The sequence below is a fragment of the Geodermatophilus sabuli genome (assembly GCF_900215145.1).
Taxonomy (GTDB): domain Bacteria; phylum Actinomycetota; class Actinomycetes; order Mycobacteriales; family Geodermatophilaceae; genus Geodermatophilus; species Geodermatophilus sabuli.
This window is the reverse complement of the sequence record NZ_OBDO01000017.1, coordinates 50050-65971: the sequence shown is the minus strand read 5'-3', so window position 1 is coordinate 65971 and position 15922 is coordinate 50050. Positions and strand designations below refer to the sequence as shown.

Genomic DNA, 15922 nt, shown 5'->3' with positions numbered 1-15922 from the left:
GTGGTCGTGGGTGCTGTGGTCGTGGGTGCTGTGGTCGTGGGTGCTGTGGTCGTGGGTGCTGTCGCGGTGGGTCCTCGGCGTGCGGTCGCCGGCGGCGAGGGCGGGCAGGTTGGCGTGCACCCGGCGCAGCAGCTCCAGCAGCTGCGCGACCTCGGCGTCGTCCAGGCCGGCGAGCAGCAGGCGCTCGCGCTGCAGGGCGACCGGGACCACCCGCTTGTGCAGGTCGACGCCGGCGTCGGTCAGGTAGAGCCGCCGGAAGCCGGGGGTGGTCTCGACGCCGACCAGGCCGCGGTCGACCAGCGTCCGCACGCTGCGGCTGACCACGGACTTGTCCACCCCCAGCTCGTTGCTGACCGTCTGCGCGGTGCAGCCGGGCTCCAGCGCCAGGTGCGAGAGGACCCGCCAGTCGTTGACTCCGATGCCGAACTCGCGCAGGTAGACCTGGGAGGTGGACGAGGAGACCACGTTGGCGATGACCGCGAGGTGGTACGGGGCGTACTGCTCGCGGTCGATGCGCTGTGGGATCGGCCGGCGACGCAGGCGCACCCGTCGGTCGTCTCCGGGCTCGCGCATCGGGCCTGCTCTCGGGAGGGGTGTGGGGTCCGCGGGTGCGGCCCACGGTGGCCTGCGTCACCGTCGCTGTCAAGACCCGAGTTGCAAGTGCAACAGTCCGACGGGCGCCCCGGGCTCATATTTCCGGGCGTATTGCCCCCTTGACGGTCGCGACGGGGCCCAGCAGGGTTGCGCTCGCAACGCCGGCCATCGGCCCGGCGACGAGGGGAGGCGGGTGCGGGGATGGACGCAACGGGAGCCGGCGCGACAGGGGTGATCGCTCCCGGGCGGGTCGCGGTCGTGACCGGCGCGGCCAGCGGCATCGGGCTCGGCCTGACCCGGCGGTTCGCCGCCGAGGGCATGCGCGTGGTCATGGCCGACGTCGAGGCGCCGGTACTCGAGGCCGCCGCCGCGGACCTGGCTCGCACCGGCGCGCAGGTACTGCCGGTGCGCACCGACGTCGCCGACGCCGCCTCGGTGGCGGCCCTGCGGGACGCCGCACTCGCCGAGTTCGGTGCCGTGCACCTGCTCTGCAACAACGCCGGTGTCGGCGGGTCGCAGGACCCGCTGTGGGAGGTGCCCCTCGGCGACCTCGAGTGGGTGTTCGGCGTCAACCTGTGGGGCGTCGTGCACGGGGTCCGCGCGTTCCTGCCGGTGCTGCAGGAGCAGGACGCCGCACACATCGTCACCACCAGCTCGGTCTTCGGCCTGTTCGCCGGCTCCCTCGGCGCGTACGGGGCCTCCAAGCACGCGGCTGTGGCGCTCACCGAGTCGCTGCACTTCCAGCTGCGCGAGGCCGGGTCGCACGTCGGCGTCACGCTGCTGTGCCCGAGCGCCGTGCGCACCAACTTCGACACCTCCTCGCGCAACCGGCCGGCGTCGGCGGGCCCGGCGGCGGACACCGGCGCGGTCACCCGCGCGGCCCGCGCCGAGCTGCACGCGCGGTCCGCCCCGCCCCGCGAACCGGACGAGGTGGCCGAACTGGTGGTGGACGCGGTCCGCACCGGCCGCTTCTACGTGCTCACCAACGCAGCACGGGACGGCGCCATCCGCGGCCGCGCCGAGGAGGTCATCGCCGGAGGGCCCCCCACTCCGCCGCTGTCCTGGTGACCCGGCGTCAGCCCCGGTAGCGCTTGACCAGCACCGGGACGACCTCCGCACCGGCGGTGCCCGCGGCGGCCCAGCCCAGCACGACCAGCCACGACACCGGGTCCAGCGGGGTGCAGCCGAAGAACCGGCTGACGCCGGGGGTGGAGACCAGTCCGACCAGCACCGCCAGCGAGCCCGCGGCGGTGGCCAGCACCAGCGGGCTGCGCCGTCCGGCCCAGGCGGTCTGACCGAGCTGCGTGGTGATCAGCGCGGCCAGCCCCATGGTCCCGGCACGGCCGCGAGGACCGGTCAGCCGCCCCGCGGCCCACGCGCCGGTGGCCCCGGCGGCGGTTGCCGCGCCCCGCACCAACACCATCCGCCGCACGCCGGTCGAGAAGCCGCGCTGCGGCCCCGCGCGCAGCACCGCCTCCAGCGGGTGCCCGGCCAGCGGCCCGTCGGACTGCTCGAGGACGGCCGCCCGCGGGGCGGCGACGGCGACCGCCAGCGCCGGGAACATGTCGGTGAGCAGGTTGACCAGCAGCAGCTGGCGGGTGCGCAGCGGTGCCCGGCCGCCGAACGCGGTGCCCAGCACGGTGAAGGCGACCTCGCCGGCGTTCCCGCCCACGAGGATCGACACGGCGTCGCGCACCCGCAGCCACATGGCCCGCCCCTCGCCGATGGCGTCGACGAGCCGGGTCAGGTCCAGGTCGGTGAGGACGAGGTCCGCGGCGGCGCGGGCGGCCGGGGACTCCGCGCCCGAGACGCCGACCCCGACGTCGGCCAGCCGGATCGCGGCGGCGTCGTTCACGCCGTCGCCGGTCATGGCGAGCGTGGCCCCTGCCCGGCGGAGCGCGCCGACCAGCGACACCTTCTGCTCCGGGGACAGCCGGGCGAAGACGGTGCCCTCGCGCACCATGCGGGCCCGCTCGGCGTCCGAGGCACGGGCCAGCTGGGCGCCGGTGACGACGCGGTCCGCATCGGGGACACCGGCCTGCGCCGCGATCGCCCCCGCGGTCTCCGGGTGGTCACCGGTCGCGAGCACCACGCGGACCCCCGCGGCCCACAACTGCTCGATCGCGGCCACCGACGACGCGCGCAGGGTGTCGGCCAGGCCGACCAGCCCGCGCAGCCGCAGGTCCCGCGCGGCCGCCTCGAGGTCCTCGGGCGCGCCGTCGACCGCCCGGTCGGCGACGGCGAGCACCCGCAGGCCGTCGGCGGCGAGCTCCTGCACCGCCTGCCGGAGGTCCGGCGTCCCAGCGCAGCGGGCGGCGACCACCTCGGGCGCGCCCTTGACCACCAGCCGCCCGTCGCGCACCCCCACCGACAACCCGCGCTCGGCGGCGAACGGCAGGCACGCCTCGCACTCCCCCTCGGTGTCCAGCCCACGCTCGGCCGCCGCGTCGACCACCGCGCGATCGGTCTCGTGCGCCCGTGCGTCGCCGTTGGCCACGCCCGCCGCGGCCAGCCGCAGCACGTCGTCCTCACCGGCGCCGTCGTCCAGCGACAGCAGCCGGGCGACCCGCAGCCGGTTCTCCGTGAGCGTGCCGGTCTTGTCGAAGCAGACGGTGTCGACCCGGCCGAGGGCCTCCAGCACCCGGGCGCTGCGGACGACGGCACCCCGGCGGGACAGCCGGCGGGCGGCGGCCTGCTGCGCCACCGTGGCGACCAGCGGCAGGCCCTCGGGGACGGCGGCGACCGCGATGGCGACGCCCGCGGCGACGGCCTCCCGCAGCGGGCGCCGCCACAGCACCCCGAGCGCGGTGACCGCGGCACCGCCGGCGAGGGTCAGCGGCAGCACCGCGCCGGTGAGCTCGGCGAGCCGGGCCTGCACGCCGGCCGGGGGTGCCGCGCCTCCGGCGGCGCGGGCGGCGCGCCCGGCCTGCGTGGCCGACCCGACGGCGACGACGACCGCGCGGCCGCTGCCGGCCACCACCGTGGTGCCGTCGAAGAGCATGCAGGTGCGGTCGGTCACCTCCGCGCCGGGCGTGGCCGGCACCGACTTGGCCACGGGCACCGACTCCCCGGTCAGGTTGGACTCGTCCACCTCGAGGTCGGCGGCCTCCAGCAGTCGGGCGTCGGCGGCCACGACGTCCCCGGCGCCGACGCGGACGACGTCGCCGACCCGCAGCGCCCCGCCGGGAACGTCCTCGCTGCCGTCGTCGGTCTCCCGGTGCACGGTGACGTCCTGCTCGAGCAGCAGCGACTCCAGCGCGGACTCCGCACGCAGCCGCTGCAACCCGCTCACCAGGGCGTTCATCACGGTGACGCCGCCGACCAGCAGCGCGTCGGTGTTCTCCCCGAGCACGGCGGTCGCGGCCGCCCCGGTGGCGAGGACCGGGGTGAGCGGGTCGGCCAGCTCCGCGGCGACGGTGCGCACGAAGCGGGCGGGCAGCCGGACGACGGGCAGCTCCCCCACGACGCGGGCGGCGACCGCGAGGCGGCCCGGTGGTGCGTCGTCCGGCCGGGGCAGCTCGGCCACGCGGGCCAGCACGTCGTCGGGGTCGAGGGCGTGCCAGGGGGTGTGCACCGTCGGCGGCGGCTCGGGACGGCGCGCGACCCGGACGGCGCTCCACGCGCCGTCGACCAGGGCGGCGGTGCTGGCCGACTTGCCAGGGGTGGTGGCCTTGGCCTGCCCGTACCGCGCGCTGCCGACGGCGGCGAGCAGGCCGCCGAGCACGTTGCCGGTGACCGCGGTGGTCACCGCCCGGCGGCTCAGCGCGCGGGCCGGGACGGTCGCGTCCACGAGCGCACAGGCGTCGACCAGGCCGGGCCGGGTGACGAGGTCAGCGCCCCACGCGGGGGCACGGCCGGGGAGGACGGGGGCGACGGCGACGTCGGCGGCCATGAGCGCGGGACCGTCGGTGGCCGACACGAGCAGCACCGCGCGCCCGTCGGACTGCAGCCGGCGCACCGTCTCCACCAGCGGTTCGTCGGCGGGGGCGACCTCGTCGGCCGCGCCGGCCAGGTCGCGGGTGCCGACGTGGGTGGGGAGGACCAGCCGGTGGCCGGCCCCGGCGGCGGCCGACAGCAGCGCCTCCGCGTGCGGGTCGGGCTCCGGCGCCAGGGTCACGACGCCCACCCGGCGGCGACCCCGGACCAGGCTGCGCACCTCCCCGCCCTCGGCGCCGGGAGCGCGGCGCGGCGGTCCGAGCCGCAGCCCGCCGTCCCCGTTCCCGCGGGCGGCCAGGAGCCGGACCGCGGCGGTCCACACGGCGGCGTCGTCCCACCCGTCCGCGGTCGCCCTCGCCTCGATGACGACCGGCGGGCCGGTGCACAGCGTCGCGCCGTCGACGACGACGGTGTCGACCCGGTCCAGTCGGCGGTAGGCGCCGCCGTTCATGGGGAGCACCCCGCGCCGGCACATCAGCAGGTCGAGGGTGGCGGCGAAGGACTCCCGGCCCAGCCCGGCGGCCTTCGGGTTCTGCGACTTGAGCATGTCCGCCGCGCGGCCGGGCCGGCCGGTGAGCGGGAGCACCGACAGGGTGGCGGCGAGCGCGACCTGCTCCACGCGGGCGCGGTAGGTCTCCACCGGACCGGCCGGCAACGGGGTCGGGCGCGGTCCGGGGGGCGTCAGCGACTCGTCGTCGTCCTCCGGCTCGGGGCCGCACAGCTCCGGCTCGCGGCGCCGCCAGACCTGCCGCCGGGCCCGCATCTCCACGGCCTGCTGCACCGCGGCGGCCGCGTTGAGCGCGGGGATCGTGGGACTCTGCGTCAGCGCGTGCAGGAGAGCGCTGGTGCCGTTGAAGAGCAGGTCGGTGCCGATGACGCCGATGCGGGCCTCGAGCCCGGAGCGGATCCACCGCTGGCTGTCGAGCAGTCCGATGGCCAGCGTGGCGTGCCGGGACAGCGCCGGCACGGGCAGGGCCTTGCCGAGGTAGGCGACACCGACCGCCGCGGTGTCGACCGCGGCGGCGACCACGGCGGCCAGCAGCGGCTCGAGGTCGGCGGGGTGCTCGACCGACTGCGGGAAGACCTGCCGGCCGCCGCGGGCCTGCTCGATGGCGGTGACGGCCCCGACGACGTCCTCCACCCGCACCCGCCGGTCGTCGACGGCCACCAGCACCCGGCCGACGACGTCGTTGACCGTGGCCCACTGGACGCCCTCCAGCCGTTCCAGCTGGCGGCGCAGGGCCCGCCGGACCTCCGGCCGGTCCTCGGCCGCGGGGGCGGCGACCTCGACCTGGACGTGGCCGTGATCGGCCCACACGCGGCGGGTGTGCCGCTTGGCCGGCGGCTCGACCATGCCCCTCGCGACGTCGACCAGGGAGTGCAGGTGCCCGTCGGGGATCGGGTCGGCGCCGGTCAGCAGCGTTCCGACCGCCCGGGTGCCGGTGACCGCCGCGGCCCGGGCCAGGTGCAGCGACCCGTCGGCGACCGCCGCCCCGGCGCCCGCGGCGGCCCGGGCGACCCGGGCGGTCGCGCGCGCCGGCTCGGTCAGCAGGCCGGCAGTGGCCACCGCCGGGACGGCGGCCAGCACCGCGCCAGCAGCGGCGAGACGGGCGGCCGTGTCCGCCGCGCCACGTAGTGCCCGGATCCGGCGGAGCAGCGCCATCGGCATCCCTCGAACGGTGGTCCCGGAACGGTACGCCCGCGGAACCGGATCGGCCCGTTCGCGAGGGTGCCGCGGGACGTGTGACCCACGTTACGTTCTGGTCAGACCCGGAGACCCAGGAGGACCCATGGACAGGTTGCGTTTCGGCACGTTCCTCGCCCCGTTCCACCCCGCCGGCGAGAACCCCACCCTGGCCCTGCAGCGGGACCTGGAGCTGGTCGAGCACCTGGACCGGCTGGGCTACGACGAGGCGTGGATCGGTGAGCACCACTCGGCCGGCACCGAGATCATCGCCTCCCCGGAGATCTTCATCGCCGCGGCCGCCGAGCGGACCCGCCACATCAAGCTCGGCACCGGCGTCACCTCGATCGCCTACCACAACCCGCTGTGGGTGGCCGAGCGCATGGTGCTGTTGGACCACCTCACCCGCGGCCGGGCGATGCTCGGCTGCGGCCCCGGCTCGCTGCCGACGGACTCGATGATGCTGGGCCTCAACCCCACCGACACCCGCGAGCTGATGGAGGTCGACCTCGACATCATCATGCGGCTGCTCCGCGGCGAGACGGTCACGGAGAAGACCCGCACCCACGAGCTGGTGAACGCGCGGCTGCACCTGCGGCCCTACACCCAGCCGTGCTTCGACATCGCCGTCGCCGCGGTGGCCTCCCCGACCGGGCCGCGGCTGGCCGGCCGGCACGGGGTCGGTCTGCTGTCCATCGGCGCCACCCTCACCCAGGAGGGCTTCGACGCGCTGGCCCACCACTGGAACGTCGTCCAGGAACGGGCGGCGCACTTCGGCCAGACGGTGTCCCGCCGGGACTGGCGACTGGTCGGGCTCATGCACATCGCCGAGACCCGCGAGCAGGCCTACGCCGAGGTCCAGTACGGCATCGAGACGTGGTTCCGCTACTTCCAGAAGACCGCCGCGTTCCCGCAGATGGCCGTCTCGGGCGGCGACGCCAAGGAGATGATCGACTTCATCAACGAGGCGGGCATCGGGGCGATCGGCACCGTCGAGGACGCCCGCGCCCAGGTGCAGCGGCTGTGGGACCAGTCCGGTGGCTTCGGCTGCATGCTGCTGCTCGGCCACGAGTGGGCCAACCCGCAGGCGACGAAGCGCTCGTGGGAGCTGATCGCCCAGCACGTCATGCCGCACTTCCAGGGCGGGGAGATCAGCCACGCCCAGCAGACGCTGGACTGGAAGGCGTTCGCCAGCGGCAAGCGCGAGGACTACGCGGCCCAGCAGATGCAGGCGGTCGCGACGATGACCGAGCGCTACGAGAAGGAGAAGGCCGGGGGCTGAACCGTCGGCCCGTCGGCCGCCGCCCCGTCCACCCGGGGCGGCGGCCGACGGGGCTCAACCCGGCGCGGGGTCGGGGTCGTCGTCGTCGGCCACGAGCTCGTAGCGGTGCCCGTAGGTCTCCACGACGGCCTGGACCGCCGCCACGACCGGGATGGAGACCAGGGCGCCCATCGGGCCGAACAGGGCGGCGCCGACGACCACCGAGCCGAAGGCGACCGCGGGGTGGATCGCCACCGTGCGGGCGGTGATCCGCGGGGCGAGCAGGTAGTTCTCCACCTGCTGGTAGACCACGCCGAAGAGCACCACCCAGAGGGCGTCCACCGGTTGCCCGGACAGCGCGATGAGCGCCGGGACCCCGATCGCCAGGTACGTGCCGATGGTCGGGATGAACTGCGAGATGACACCGGTCCACAGCGCCAGGGGCAGCCAGTACGGGACGCCCAGCAGCAGGAGGAACAGGCCGGTGACGACGGCGCTGACCGCCGCCAGCACCAGGCGCGAGACGACGAAGCCGCCGGTCTTCTCCACGGCGATGGCCCAGACGGTGGCGACGACGCGCTGCTGCCGGGGCGGGAAGCGCCGGGCGACGGAGGCGCGCAGCGACGGGCCCTCCGCGGACATGTAGAAGGCGAACAACAGGAACGTCAGCAACTGGAAGAGCAGCCCGACCAGGGTGGTGACGAGGCCGACGACGCCCGGGGTGAGGTCGGCGACGATCTGCTGGATCCGGGCCGACGACAGCTGCAGCGACGAGACGACGTCGGTGGGGTCGAGGGTGGTGTCGAACGTCCGGTTGACCCAGGTGACGACCTCCCGGGCGACGTCGGGGAGCGCGGTGAACAACGAGGTGAGCTGCTCGACCAGCAGGCTCCCGAAGGCGGCGACGAAGCCGGCCAGCGCGGCGACGAGGGCGGACAGCACCAGGCCGGTGGCCGCGCCGCGCCGGAGGCCGAGGCGCTCGAGCCGCTCCACCAGCGGTTCGACGCTGACCGAGAACAGCCAGGCGAGGAAGACCAGCCCCAGGAAGCCGCGGAGGTTGCTGAACGCCCACGACACGACCTGGTAGCCGGCCACCGCGACCAGGACGACGAGCACGCCGCGGCGCAGCCACGCCGGCTCCCGCCCGCCGTCGACCCGCCGGGGTCGCGCGCGCGGGTCGCCGTCCACGCGGCGCAAGCTAGCGCCCTCCGGCCAGGATGGGGACCATGACGAGCCGGGACGACGACGTGCAGGCGGTGCTCGCGGCGGAGGACCGCCGCTACCGGGCGATGCTGGACGGCGACCTCGCCGCGCTGGACGAGCTGCTCGCACCCGGGGCCAGCTACGCGCACTCCAGCGGGGTCCGGGACACCAAGGACGAGTACCTCGCCAAGCTGCGGTCCCGCTACTACGTCTACCGGCGCGCCGAGCACCCGGTCGAGCGGGTGGAGGTCACCGGCGACGCCGCGATCGTCGTGGGGCGGATGACCGCCGACGTCGACGTCGACGGCGTGCCGAAGACCATCGACAACCTCGCGCTGGCCGTGTGGACCCGGGCCGGGGGCCGGTGGCAGCTGCTGGCCTACGCCCCCACGTCGCTGCCGCGCTGAGTTCCCCGCCCCCGCCGCCGCGGCCACCGCAGCTGCCCGGCCCCGGCAGCCGCGGTGCGGCCTCAACCGACGCGGAAGAAGTCGAACACCACCGCTGCCGGACGCCGCACGCCGGAGCCGACGAAGACGTGCGAGGTGAGCGTCGCCAGCCGCGGCGCCGTCGTCTCGAACCGCGGGGTGGAGCGGAAGTAGATCCGGGACGGGTCGACGGGCAGGTCCTGACGGAGGCGGGCGATGTCCTCGGCCGAGCCGGTGCGCAGGCCGATGTTCTCGACGTAGACCCGCTCGCCCTCGTCGGTCTCGATGACGTAGCGGGCCTCGGCGACCGTCTGGGTCTCGGTGCGGATCAGCTGGAAGTCCGCGCCGCCCGGCAGCACCCGCCCGGTGCACAGCGGGCCGGACACCGTCCCGCCGGTGATCGGGATGACCCGCCGCTGCCCGGCCGGGGTCGGCCCGATCTCGGTCGGCGGGCCGACGGTGACCTCGAGGTGCAGCACGTGGTCCAGCGGCGGCGGCGTGACGGTCATCCCGTCACCCTGCCAGTGTCGCGTTCCTCCAGGTCCGTCTCGCCGCCGAGCACCCATCCGCACAGCCGGTGGACCCGCAGGAGTACGCGTCGGCCGATGACTTCGGTGCAGCCGAGGCGTCACCACTCCCAGGAGCTGTGCACAGCGAGAGGAGAAGACCGTGTCTCGCTCGACGTCCCTACCGCCCGTGGTGTCCGACGAGGAGTGGCGCGCCGCCCGCGTCGAACTCCTGGCCCGTGAGAAGGAGTTCACCCGCCAGCGGGATGCGGTGAGCGCCGCCCGGCGACAGCTGCCGATGCGAGAGGTGACGGCGGACTACCGGTTCACCGGCCCGGACGGCGAGGTCTCGCTGATCGACGTCTTCGAGGGCCGCCGGCAGCTCGTCGTCTACCACTTCATGTTCCAGCCGGAGTGGGAGGCCGGCTGTCCCTCGTGCTCCTTCGTCGTCGACAGCACGGGGCACCTGGCGCACCTGCACGCCCGCGACACCACGCTCGCGCTCGTCTCCCGGGCGCCCTACGCCCAGCTCGCCGCCTACCGCGCGCGGATGGGCTGGACGGTGCCGTGGTACTCGTCGGCAGGGACGTCGTTCAACTACGACTTCCACGTCACCGTGGACCCATCCGTCGCACCGGTCGAGTACAACTTCCGCGACGAGCAGCAGCTCCTGGAGACCGAGGGCGAGGCGTGGCGGGACTGGGCCGGTGACCTGCCCGGCGCCAGCACGTTCCTGCGCGACGGGGACCGGGTGTTCCACACGTACTCGACCTACGCCCGCGGTCTGGACGCCATGGTCAGCACCTACAACTGGCTGGACCTGACGGTGCTCGGCCGCCAGGAGGACTGGGAGGAGCCGCCCGGGCGCTCCGACGGGCCTCTGATGCACTGGTTGCGCCGCCACGACGAGTACGGCGGTCGGCCCGGGGAGTCCACGCGCGACGCCGAGGCCATCGCGACCTCGTGACCGTGCCCGGCGCCCCACCGAGCACCGCCGGGGCAGCCGGACCGGAGTCAGGGGCGACGCAGGTGCTCGACCACGGCGTCCACGACGGCGCGCATCCCGGCGGCGTCGGGGTGGTACGGCGCGAGGTACCGGGTCACGGCCGGGCCACCCGCTCGGCGCGCGCCGTGGCCGCCCGCGCCACCATCCGATCCAGCTCGTCGGCCGGGACGGAGGCCCCCATGTCGGCGACGAAGCGGCGCATCGGCATCGACCCGACCATCCGGAGCATCCCGAGCCCCTCGGCGGTCGTGGGCGGCGGCAGGTCCGGCAGCCACCCGGCGAACCCCTCCAGCAGGTCCGGGCCGACGACCGGATGGCCGAGCCAGTCCTCGACCGACGAGTCGAGCGTCAGCGCGGGCAGCAGGTCGTCACCGACCAGGGTCACCGTCGCCGAGGCGACGACGTCCACGGCGCTGGCCCCGATCTGCACCGTGTACGAACCGGGCGGCACGACCCAGCCGCCCTCGCGGACGTCCCAGTACGCGAAGGCCCGCCGGTCCAGGTCGACGGTCACCGTGCGCCGCTCGCCGGGCTCCAGGACCACCGGGGTGAACGCGCGGAGCTCACGCGCCGGACGGCGGACCGGCCCGGCCGACGTCGCCACGTACACCTGCACCACGTGCTTGCCGGCGCGGTCGCCGGTGTTGGCCACGGTCACCGACAGCCGGGCGGTGTCCTCACCGGTGGCCACGACCTGCAGGTCCGACGTCGTGAACGTCGTGTAGCTCAGGCCGTGCCCGAAGGCGTACCGCACCGGGCGGTCGAGGGTGGTGAACCCGCGGTAGCCCATCAGCACGCCCTCCCCGTAGCGGACGTGCCCCTGCTCCCCGGGGAAGTCCACCGAGCTGGGGACGTCGCCCAGCCGCAGCGGGATCGTCTCGGCGAGGTGACCCGACGGGTTGGCGACCCCGTACAGCAGGTCGGCGAGGGCACCGCCGCCGGCCTGACCGAGCAGGAAGCCCTCCAGGACGGCGTCGACCTCGTCGTGCCACCCCTCCAGCGAGACCATCCCGCCGTTCGAGAGCACCACGACCGTGCGCGGCGCAACCGCGGCGACGGCGCGGATGAGCTCCACCTGGACGGCGGGCAGGTCCAGCGTCTCCCGGTCGGAGCCCTCGGACTCCTCGGCCTCCCCCTGCCCGGCGAAGACCACCGCCACCTGGGCCGACCGCGCCAGCGCGACCGCCTCCTCCCGCAGCGCGGCGGCGTCCCCCGCCCCGTCGAGGGGGAACCCGGGGGTGAACGGCACGTCGGCCGCGGCCAGCGCCCGCACCGCGTCGAGCGCCGACTCGACCCGGGTGGCGTGGACGTTGGAGCTGCCGCCGCCCTGGAAGCGCGGCGTCCGGGCGAACTCGCCGACGACGACGACCCGCGCGTCGCGCAGCAGGGGCAGCGTGCCGCGCTCGTTGCGCAGCAGGACGGCGCACTGCGCGGCCAGCTCGCGGGCCAGCGCGTGGTGCGCGTCGACGTCGAACCCGCCTGCCACACCGGACGACCCGGCCGCCGCGCCGACGAACCTGGCCAGTCCCGCGACCCGGGCGGCGCTGACGTCGACGAACGCCTCGTCCAGCTCCCCGGCACGGACGGCCGCCACCACGCGGCGGTCACCGACGCCGCGGTTCCCGGGCATCTGCAGGTCCAGCCCGGCAGCGAGGGCGGCGACGCGGTCGTCGACGGCACCCCAGTCGGAGACGACGACCCCGTCGAAGCCCCACTCGTCGCGGAGCACCTCGGTGAGCAGCCAGCGGTGCTGCGAGGCGTAGACGCCGTTGACCTTGTTGTAGGCGCACATGACCGTGGCCGGCCGCGCCTCGGTGACGACCCGCTCGAAGGCCGGCAGGTAGACCTCGCGGAGGGTGCGCTCGTCGACGTCGGCGCTGACCCGCATCCGGTCGGTCTCCTGGTTGTTGGCCGCGAAGTGCTTCACCGACGCGCCGACCCCCTCGGCCTGCTGACCCCGCACGTGGGCCGCGCCGAGCACCCCGGCCAGCAGCGGGTCCTCCGCGTAGTACTCGAAGTTGCGCCCGCACAGCGGGGACCGCTTCATGTTCACGCCCGGCCCGAGGACGACGTGCACCCCCAGCGCCCGGGCCTCCCGGCCGATCGCCGTCCCGATGCGCTCGGCGACCGACGGATCCCAGCTGCTCCCCACCGCCACCGCCGGCGGGAAGCAGGTGGCCGGGACGTTGCGGTGGATGCCGATCGTGTCGAAGGGGCCCTCCTGCCGGCGGACGCCGTGCGGCCCGTCGGTGAGCACCACCGCCGGCAGCCCGGCCTCGTCCAGCGCCGTCGTCGTCCAGAAGTCCTGCCCGGACAGCAGGGAGGCGCGCTGCTCGAGGGAGAGCCCGGCGGGGAGGGGGTGGGTGTCCGTCACGCCCGCGAGCATGCCCACGGGACGCGAGTCGCGCGCGGGGGCAGCCGACCCGCGGCACGGTTCCCCGGCCGGTGGTTCGGCGGTGCTCAGCCGACGGGTTCCGCGACGCGCTCCCCGGTGCTGCGCCGCGCTTCCGCCGGGGACGGGACGGCGACCGCGGCGTCCCGCCGGGCCGTCCACCAGCCGTGGCCGCCGGCCAGGACGACGCTCAGCAGCAACCCCACGTAGGCCCACACCCACGGGTCGCCGGTGCTGACCGACTCCCGGTACCGGAGGAGCACCAGCAGCTGCAGGCCCCCGAAGACGGCGTAGGCGAGCGACGGCCCGACCAGGCGCGCCAGGTCGCCCTCCCGGATCACCAGCGCGGCGGCGACCCCGAAGGCGATCAGCCAGGCGCCGACCACCTGGGCACTGAGGGGCATCAGATCCCACGGCCAGAAGCGGGTGATGGCGTCCGCGTGGTGGTGCACCGCGACGCCGCCCAGGTAGAGCAGCACACCCGCCGCCGTCAGCACCGCACCCTGGACACCGACCAGCACGGCCAGCCAGCCCGGCATCGGCCGGCGCGCGCCCGGCGCCGGACGACGGCGCCACCCCTGCCGGCCCACGACGGCGAAGCAGGCGAAGGGGACCACCAGGTAGACGACCAGCCACAACCAGGCGGCTCCGCGCGCCGTCGGGACGCCGTCGGTCAGCTGCAGCTTGTGCGTGTGCAGCATGGTCGCGCCGAGGGTCAGCGTGGTGAAGACGCCGACGGTGAGGACGGGGATGCGCACCCGGCTCCACACCCGCTGCCGCAGGGCCACCAGGGAGAGCACCGCCCCCGCCGCGTAGGCCGCGCCGATGAAGGCCGCGGTGACCTCGGCGTGGATGTGCCACGCGAAGGCCTCCCGCGTCTGCCCGGGGCGCAGCAGCAGCTGGCCGACGGCGAGCAGGGTGAGGCACACGAAGGCGCGCAGCAGCAGCCGGGTCCCCGGCCGGATCCCCTCATCCGGCTCGTGCGGGCCGGCCGCCGCCTGCTGAGACGACCGAACGCGGTCGACTGCGGAGTTCATGGACCGAGGGTGCGGCCACGGGGCCCGCCGGCGCATGACCGGATCTGACCATCTTGGGGCGGCCGGGGGGCGTGGTCCGCCCTGACCACCGGCCGCCGGCGGCGCCGTCGGGCAGGATGCCGCTCGATGGCAGACGAGTCCGTCCCGCGCCTCCACCGTCCCGAACGGACGTGCTCCTGGTGACCGACGCCCCTCCCCCTCCGTCCCGCGCCCGTGGGCACCGGCCCCCGCAGGGCGACCCGGTCGTCGACCGGGCGCTGTCCCTGCTGGCCGCGTTCGACGCCGGGCACCGCTCGCTGACCCTCGGCGAGCTGAGCCGGCGCAGCGGCATCCCGACCAGTTCCACGCTGCGCCTGGCCGGCCGGCTGCTCGCCTGGGGCGCGCTCGAGCGCGGGGAGGACGGTCGCTTCACCGTCGGGCTGCGGCTGTGGGAGGTGGCCTCCCTCGCGCCGCGAGGGCAGGGGCTCAAGCAGGTGGCGCTGCCGTTCATGGGCGACCTGGCGGAGGTCACCCGCCAGCACGTGCTGCTCGCCGTCCGGGACGGCTTCGACGGCCTGCTGGTCGAGCGGCTGTCGGCCCACCAGTCGATGGAGGTGCTCTACCGCGTCGGGGGGCGGCTGCCGCTGCACTCGACCGGCGTGGGCCTGGTGCTGCTGGCGTTCGCGGAGCCGGAGTTCCAGGAGGAGGTGCTCGCCCAGCCGCTGGTGCACCAGCCCGAGAACGTCCCGCTGTCCCCGGCCGCCCTCCGCCGGACGCTCGCGGGGATCCGCCGGGAGGGGATGGCCACGATCGACCGCCGGACGCCGCAGCCCCTGGTCAGCGTGGCCGCACCGGTCTTCGGTGCCGACGACCGGGTCGCCGCGGCGCTCTCCGTCGTGGTGCCCCAGGAGAACGCCGAGCCGCGACTGCTCGGCCCCGCGGTGCGCACGGCGGCACGCTCGATCTCCCGTGGTCTCGGTGCACGGCGATCCATCGGCCAGCCGGCCGGGCCGTCCGCTCCGTGACCCGCGCGCCGGCGCACCCCTGGCGCAGTCAGCTGCCGACCCGGGTCATGGCGGAGACCCCGTGGCGCTCGGCGACCAGCCGCTTGACGCCGGCCGGGAAGTCGGCCGACGCGGCGCGCTCCACGGCCGCGAGGCGCACCTGGGCGGCGCCGTCGCCGGCGAGGGCCGCGATGCACTCCTCGGGGACGACGTTGGCCACCGCGAGCAGCGCGCCGGCCGCGCCGGTCGTCCCGCACAGGCTCAGCAGGGCGGGCGAGCCGGTGTACAGGTCGCCGTCGAACACCTCGACCTCGTGCAGCAGCCGGCCGGCGTCCCCCGAGGAGTCCTTGAGCCCGGACACCGGCAGCTCGGGCAGCAGGTGCACGGGGATGCCGGGGCCCGACGCCGCCGGGAAGTGGTAGGCCAGCAGCGGCCCCGCGGCGGCCGCGGCGACCCGGTCGTAGTACCGCCGCGGGTCGGCGACCCCCGACGGGGAGAGCGCCAGCACCGCGTCGGCGCCCGCGCCGAACGCGCGCTCGGTGAGCTCGGCGGCCTGGCGCCCGGTGGGTGCCCCGGTGCCGGCGAGCACCGGCACCCCGGCGGGCACCGCCGCGCGGACCGCGCCCACCAGCAGGTCACGTTCCTCGGCGGCCAGCGTGGCCGCCTCCCCCGTGGTCCCCGCCACGAGGACGGCGCGCACGCCCCGATCGACCAGCCGGGCGGCGAGCTCGGCGGTGGACGGCGCGTCGAGGGCGCCGTCGGGACGGAAGAGCGTCACCAGGGCGACACCGACGCCGGAGAAGAGAGCGGGCATGGTCCCATCCTGCCCCCGATGCGCGGCCAGGATCGTTGCCGCTCAATGGCACGGTCCTTCGGCGCGGGAACCGGCGCCACG

At 75.8% G+C, this 15922-nt stretch carries 12 protein-coding genes; 5 read left to right on the top strand and 7 right to left on the bottom strand.

The annotated features are described in order from the left end of the window. The coding region (locus tag CRP39_RS25715; protein WP_143426756.1) for a MarR family winged helix-turn-helix transcriptional regulator at positions 1-573 on the bottom strand (573 nt) is incomplete at its 3' end. A gap of 222 nt (positions 574-795) precedes the next feature. Here CRP39_RS25715 and CRP39_RS25710 point away from each other — a divergent pair. Continuing rightward, positions 796-1662: an SDR family NAD(P)-dependent oxidoreductase gene (locus tag CRP39_RS25710; RefSeq protein ID WP_097209248.1), complete on the top strand. Its 867-nt coding sequence runs from the start codon at positions 796-798 to the stop codon at positions 1660-1662. 7 nt (positions 1663-1669) lie between these two features. Here the strand turns inward: CRP39_RS25710 and CRP39_RS25705 are convergent, their stop codons facing one another. After that, positions 1670-6199 (bottom strand): HAD-IC family P-type ATPase, encoded by a 4530-nt coding sequence (locus CRP39_RS25705; protein ID WP_245854120.1) that lies wholly within the window; start codon positions 6197-6199, stop codon positions 1670-1672. 121 nt (positions 6200-6320) lie between these two features. Here CRP39_RS25705 and CRP39_RS25700 point away from each other — a divergent pair, with 121 nt between their 5' ends. Continuing rightward, entirely contained in the window at positions 6321-7496 is a 1176-nt protein-coding gene (locus CRP39_RS25700) for an LLM class flavin-dependent oxidoreductase (RefSeq protein WP_097209247.1), read from the top strand. A 54-nt stretch (positions 7497-7550) separates the two neighbouring features. On the opposite strand, the gene CRP39_RS25695 is transcribed toward CRP39_RS25700, so the two are convergent. After that, the gene (locus tag CRP39_RS25695; protein ID WP_245854119.1) at positions 7551-8663 is read right to left on the bottom strand and encodes an AI-2E family transporter; all 1113 of its coding nucleotides are present in this window, start codon (positions 8661-8663) and stop codon (positions 7551-7553) included. 38 nt (positions 8664-8701) lie between these two features. Between CRP39_RS25695 and CRP39_RS25690 the strand changes: the two genes are divergently transcribed. Then, the gene (locus CRP39_RS25690; protein WP_097209245.1) at positions 8702-9085 is read left to right on the top strand and encodes a nuclear transport factor 2 family protein; all 384 of its coding nucleotides are present in this window, start codon (positions 8702-8704) and stop codon (positions 9083-9085) included. A gap of 62 nt (positions 9086-9147) precedes the next feature. Here the strand turns inward: CRP39_RS25690 and CRP39_RS25685 are convergent, their stop codons facing one another. After that, positions 9148-9612 carry a DUF3237 domain-containing protein gene (locus CRP39_RS25685; RefSeq protein WP_097209244.1) on the bottom strand — a complete coding sequence of 155 codons (465 nt, stop codon included), beginning with the start codon at positions 9610-9612 and terminating at the stop codon, positions 9148-9150. Between the two features lie 160 nt (positions 9613-9772). Here CRP39_RS25685 and CRP39_RS25680 point away from each other — a divergent pair, with 160 nt between their 5' ends. After that, positions 9773-10576: a DUF899 domain-containing protein gene (locus tag CRP39_RS25680; protein ID WP_097209243.1), complete on the top strand. Its 804-nt coding sequence runs from the start codon at positions 9773-9775 to the stop codon at positions 10574-10576. A gap of 133 nt (positions 10577-10709) precedes the next feature. On the opposite strand, the gene CRP39_RS25675 is transcribed toward CRP39_RS25680, so the two are convergent. Together CRP39_RS25675 and CRP39_RS25670 are read right to left on the bottom strand one after the other, a co-directional pair. After that, complete coding sequence (locus tag CRP39_RS25675) at positions 10710-12989, bottom strand: glycoside hydrolase family 3 C-terminal domain-containing protein (RefSeq protein WP_245854118.1); 2280 nt, start codon at positions 12987-12989, stop codon at positions 10710-10712. Between the two features lie 86 nt (positions 12990-13075). Further along, a complete protein-coding gene (locus tag CRP39_RS25670; protein ID WP_097209242.1) occupies positions 13076-14044 on the bottom strand; it encodes a hypothetical protein in 969 nt (322 codons plus the stop codon). A gap of 179 nt (positions 14045-14223) precedes the next feature. Here CRP39_RS25670 and CRP39_RS25665 point away from each other — a divergent pair, with 179 nt between their 5' ends. Next, entirely contained in the window at positions 14224-15048 is an 825-nt protein-coding gene (locus tag CRP39_RS25665; RefSeq protein WP_245854117.1) for an IclR family transcriptional regulator, read from the top strand. Between the two features lie 28 nt (positions 15049-15076). Here CRP39_RS25665 and CRP39_RS25660 read toward each other — a convergent pair whose 3' ends face one another. Further along, positions 15077-15841: a dihydrodipicolinate synthase family protein gene (locus CRP39_RS25660; protein WP_097209240.1), complete on the bottom strand. Its 765-nt coding sequence runs from the start codon at positions 15839-15841 to the stop codon at positions 15077-15079. Positions 15842-15922 lie beyond the last annotated feature (81 nt).

Excerpts from the sequence above, each read along its gene's own strand:
- CRP39_RS25700 (WP_097209247.1), top strand. The coding sequence starts at position 6,321 with ATGGACAGGTTGCGTTTCGGCACGTTCCTCGCCCCGTTCCACCCCGCC.
- CRP39_RS25685 (WP_097209244.1), bottom strand. The coding sequence starts at position 9,612 with ATGACCGTCACGCCGCCGCCGCTGGACCACGTGCTGCACCTCGAGGTC.
- CRP39_RS25670 (WP_097209242.1), bottom strand. The coding sequence starts at position 14,044 with ATGAACTCCGCAGTCGACCGCGTTCGGTCGTCTCAGCAGGCGGCGGCC.
- CRP39_RS25710 (WP_097209248.1), top strand. The coding sequence starts at position 796 with ATGGACGCAACGGGAGCCGGCGCGACAGGGGTGATCGCTCCCGGGCGG.
- CRP39_RS25705 (WP_245854120.1), bottom strand. The coding sequence starts at position 6,199 with ATGCCGATGGCGCTGCTCCGCCGGATCCGGGCACTACGTGGCGCGGCG.
- CRP39_RS25690 (WP_097209245.1), top strand. The coding sequence starts at position 8,702 with ATGACGAGCCGGGACGACGACGTGCAGGCGGTGCTCGCGGCGGAGGAC.
- CRP39_RS25660 (WP_097209240.1), bottom strand. The coding sequence starts at position 15,841 with ATGCCCGCTCTCTTCTCCGGCGTCGGTGTCGCCCTGGTGACGCTCTTC.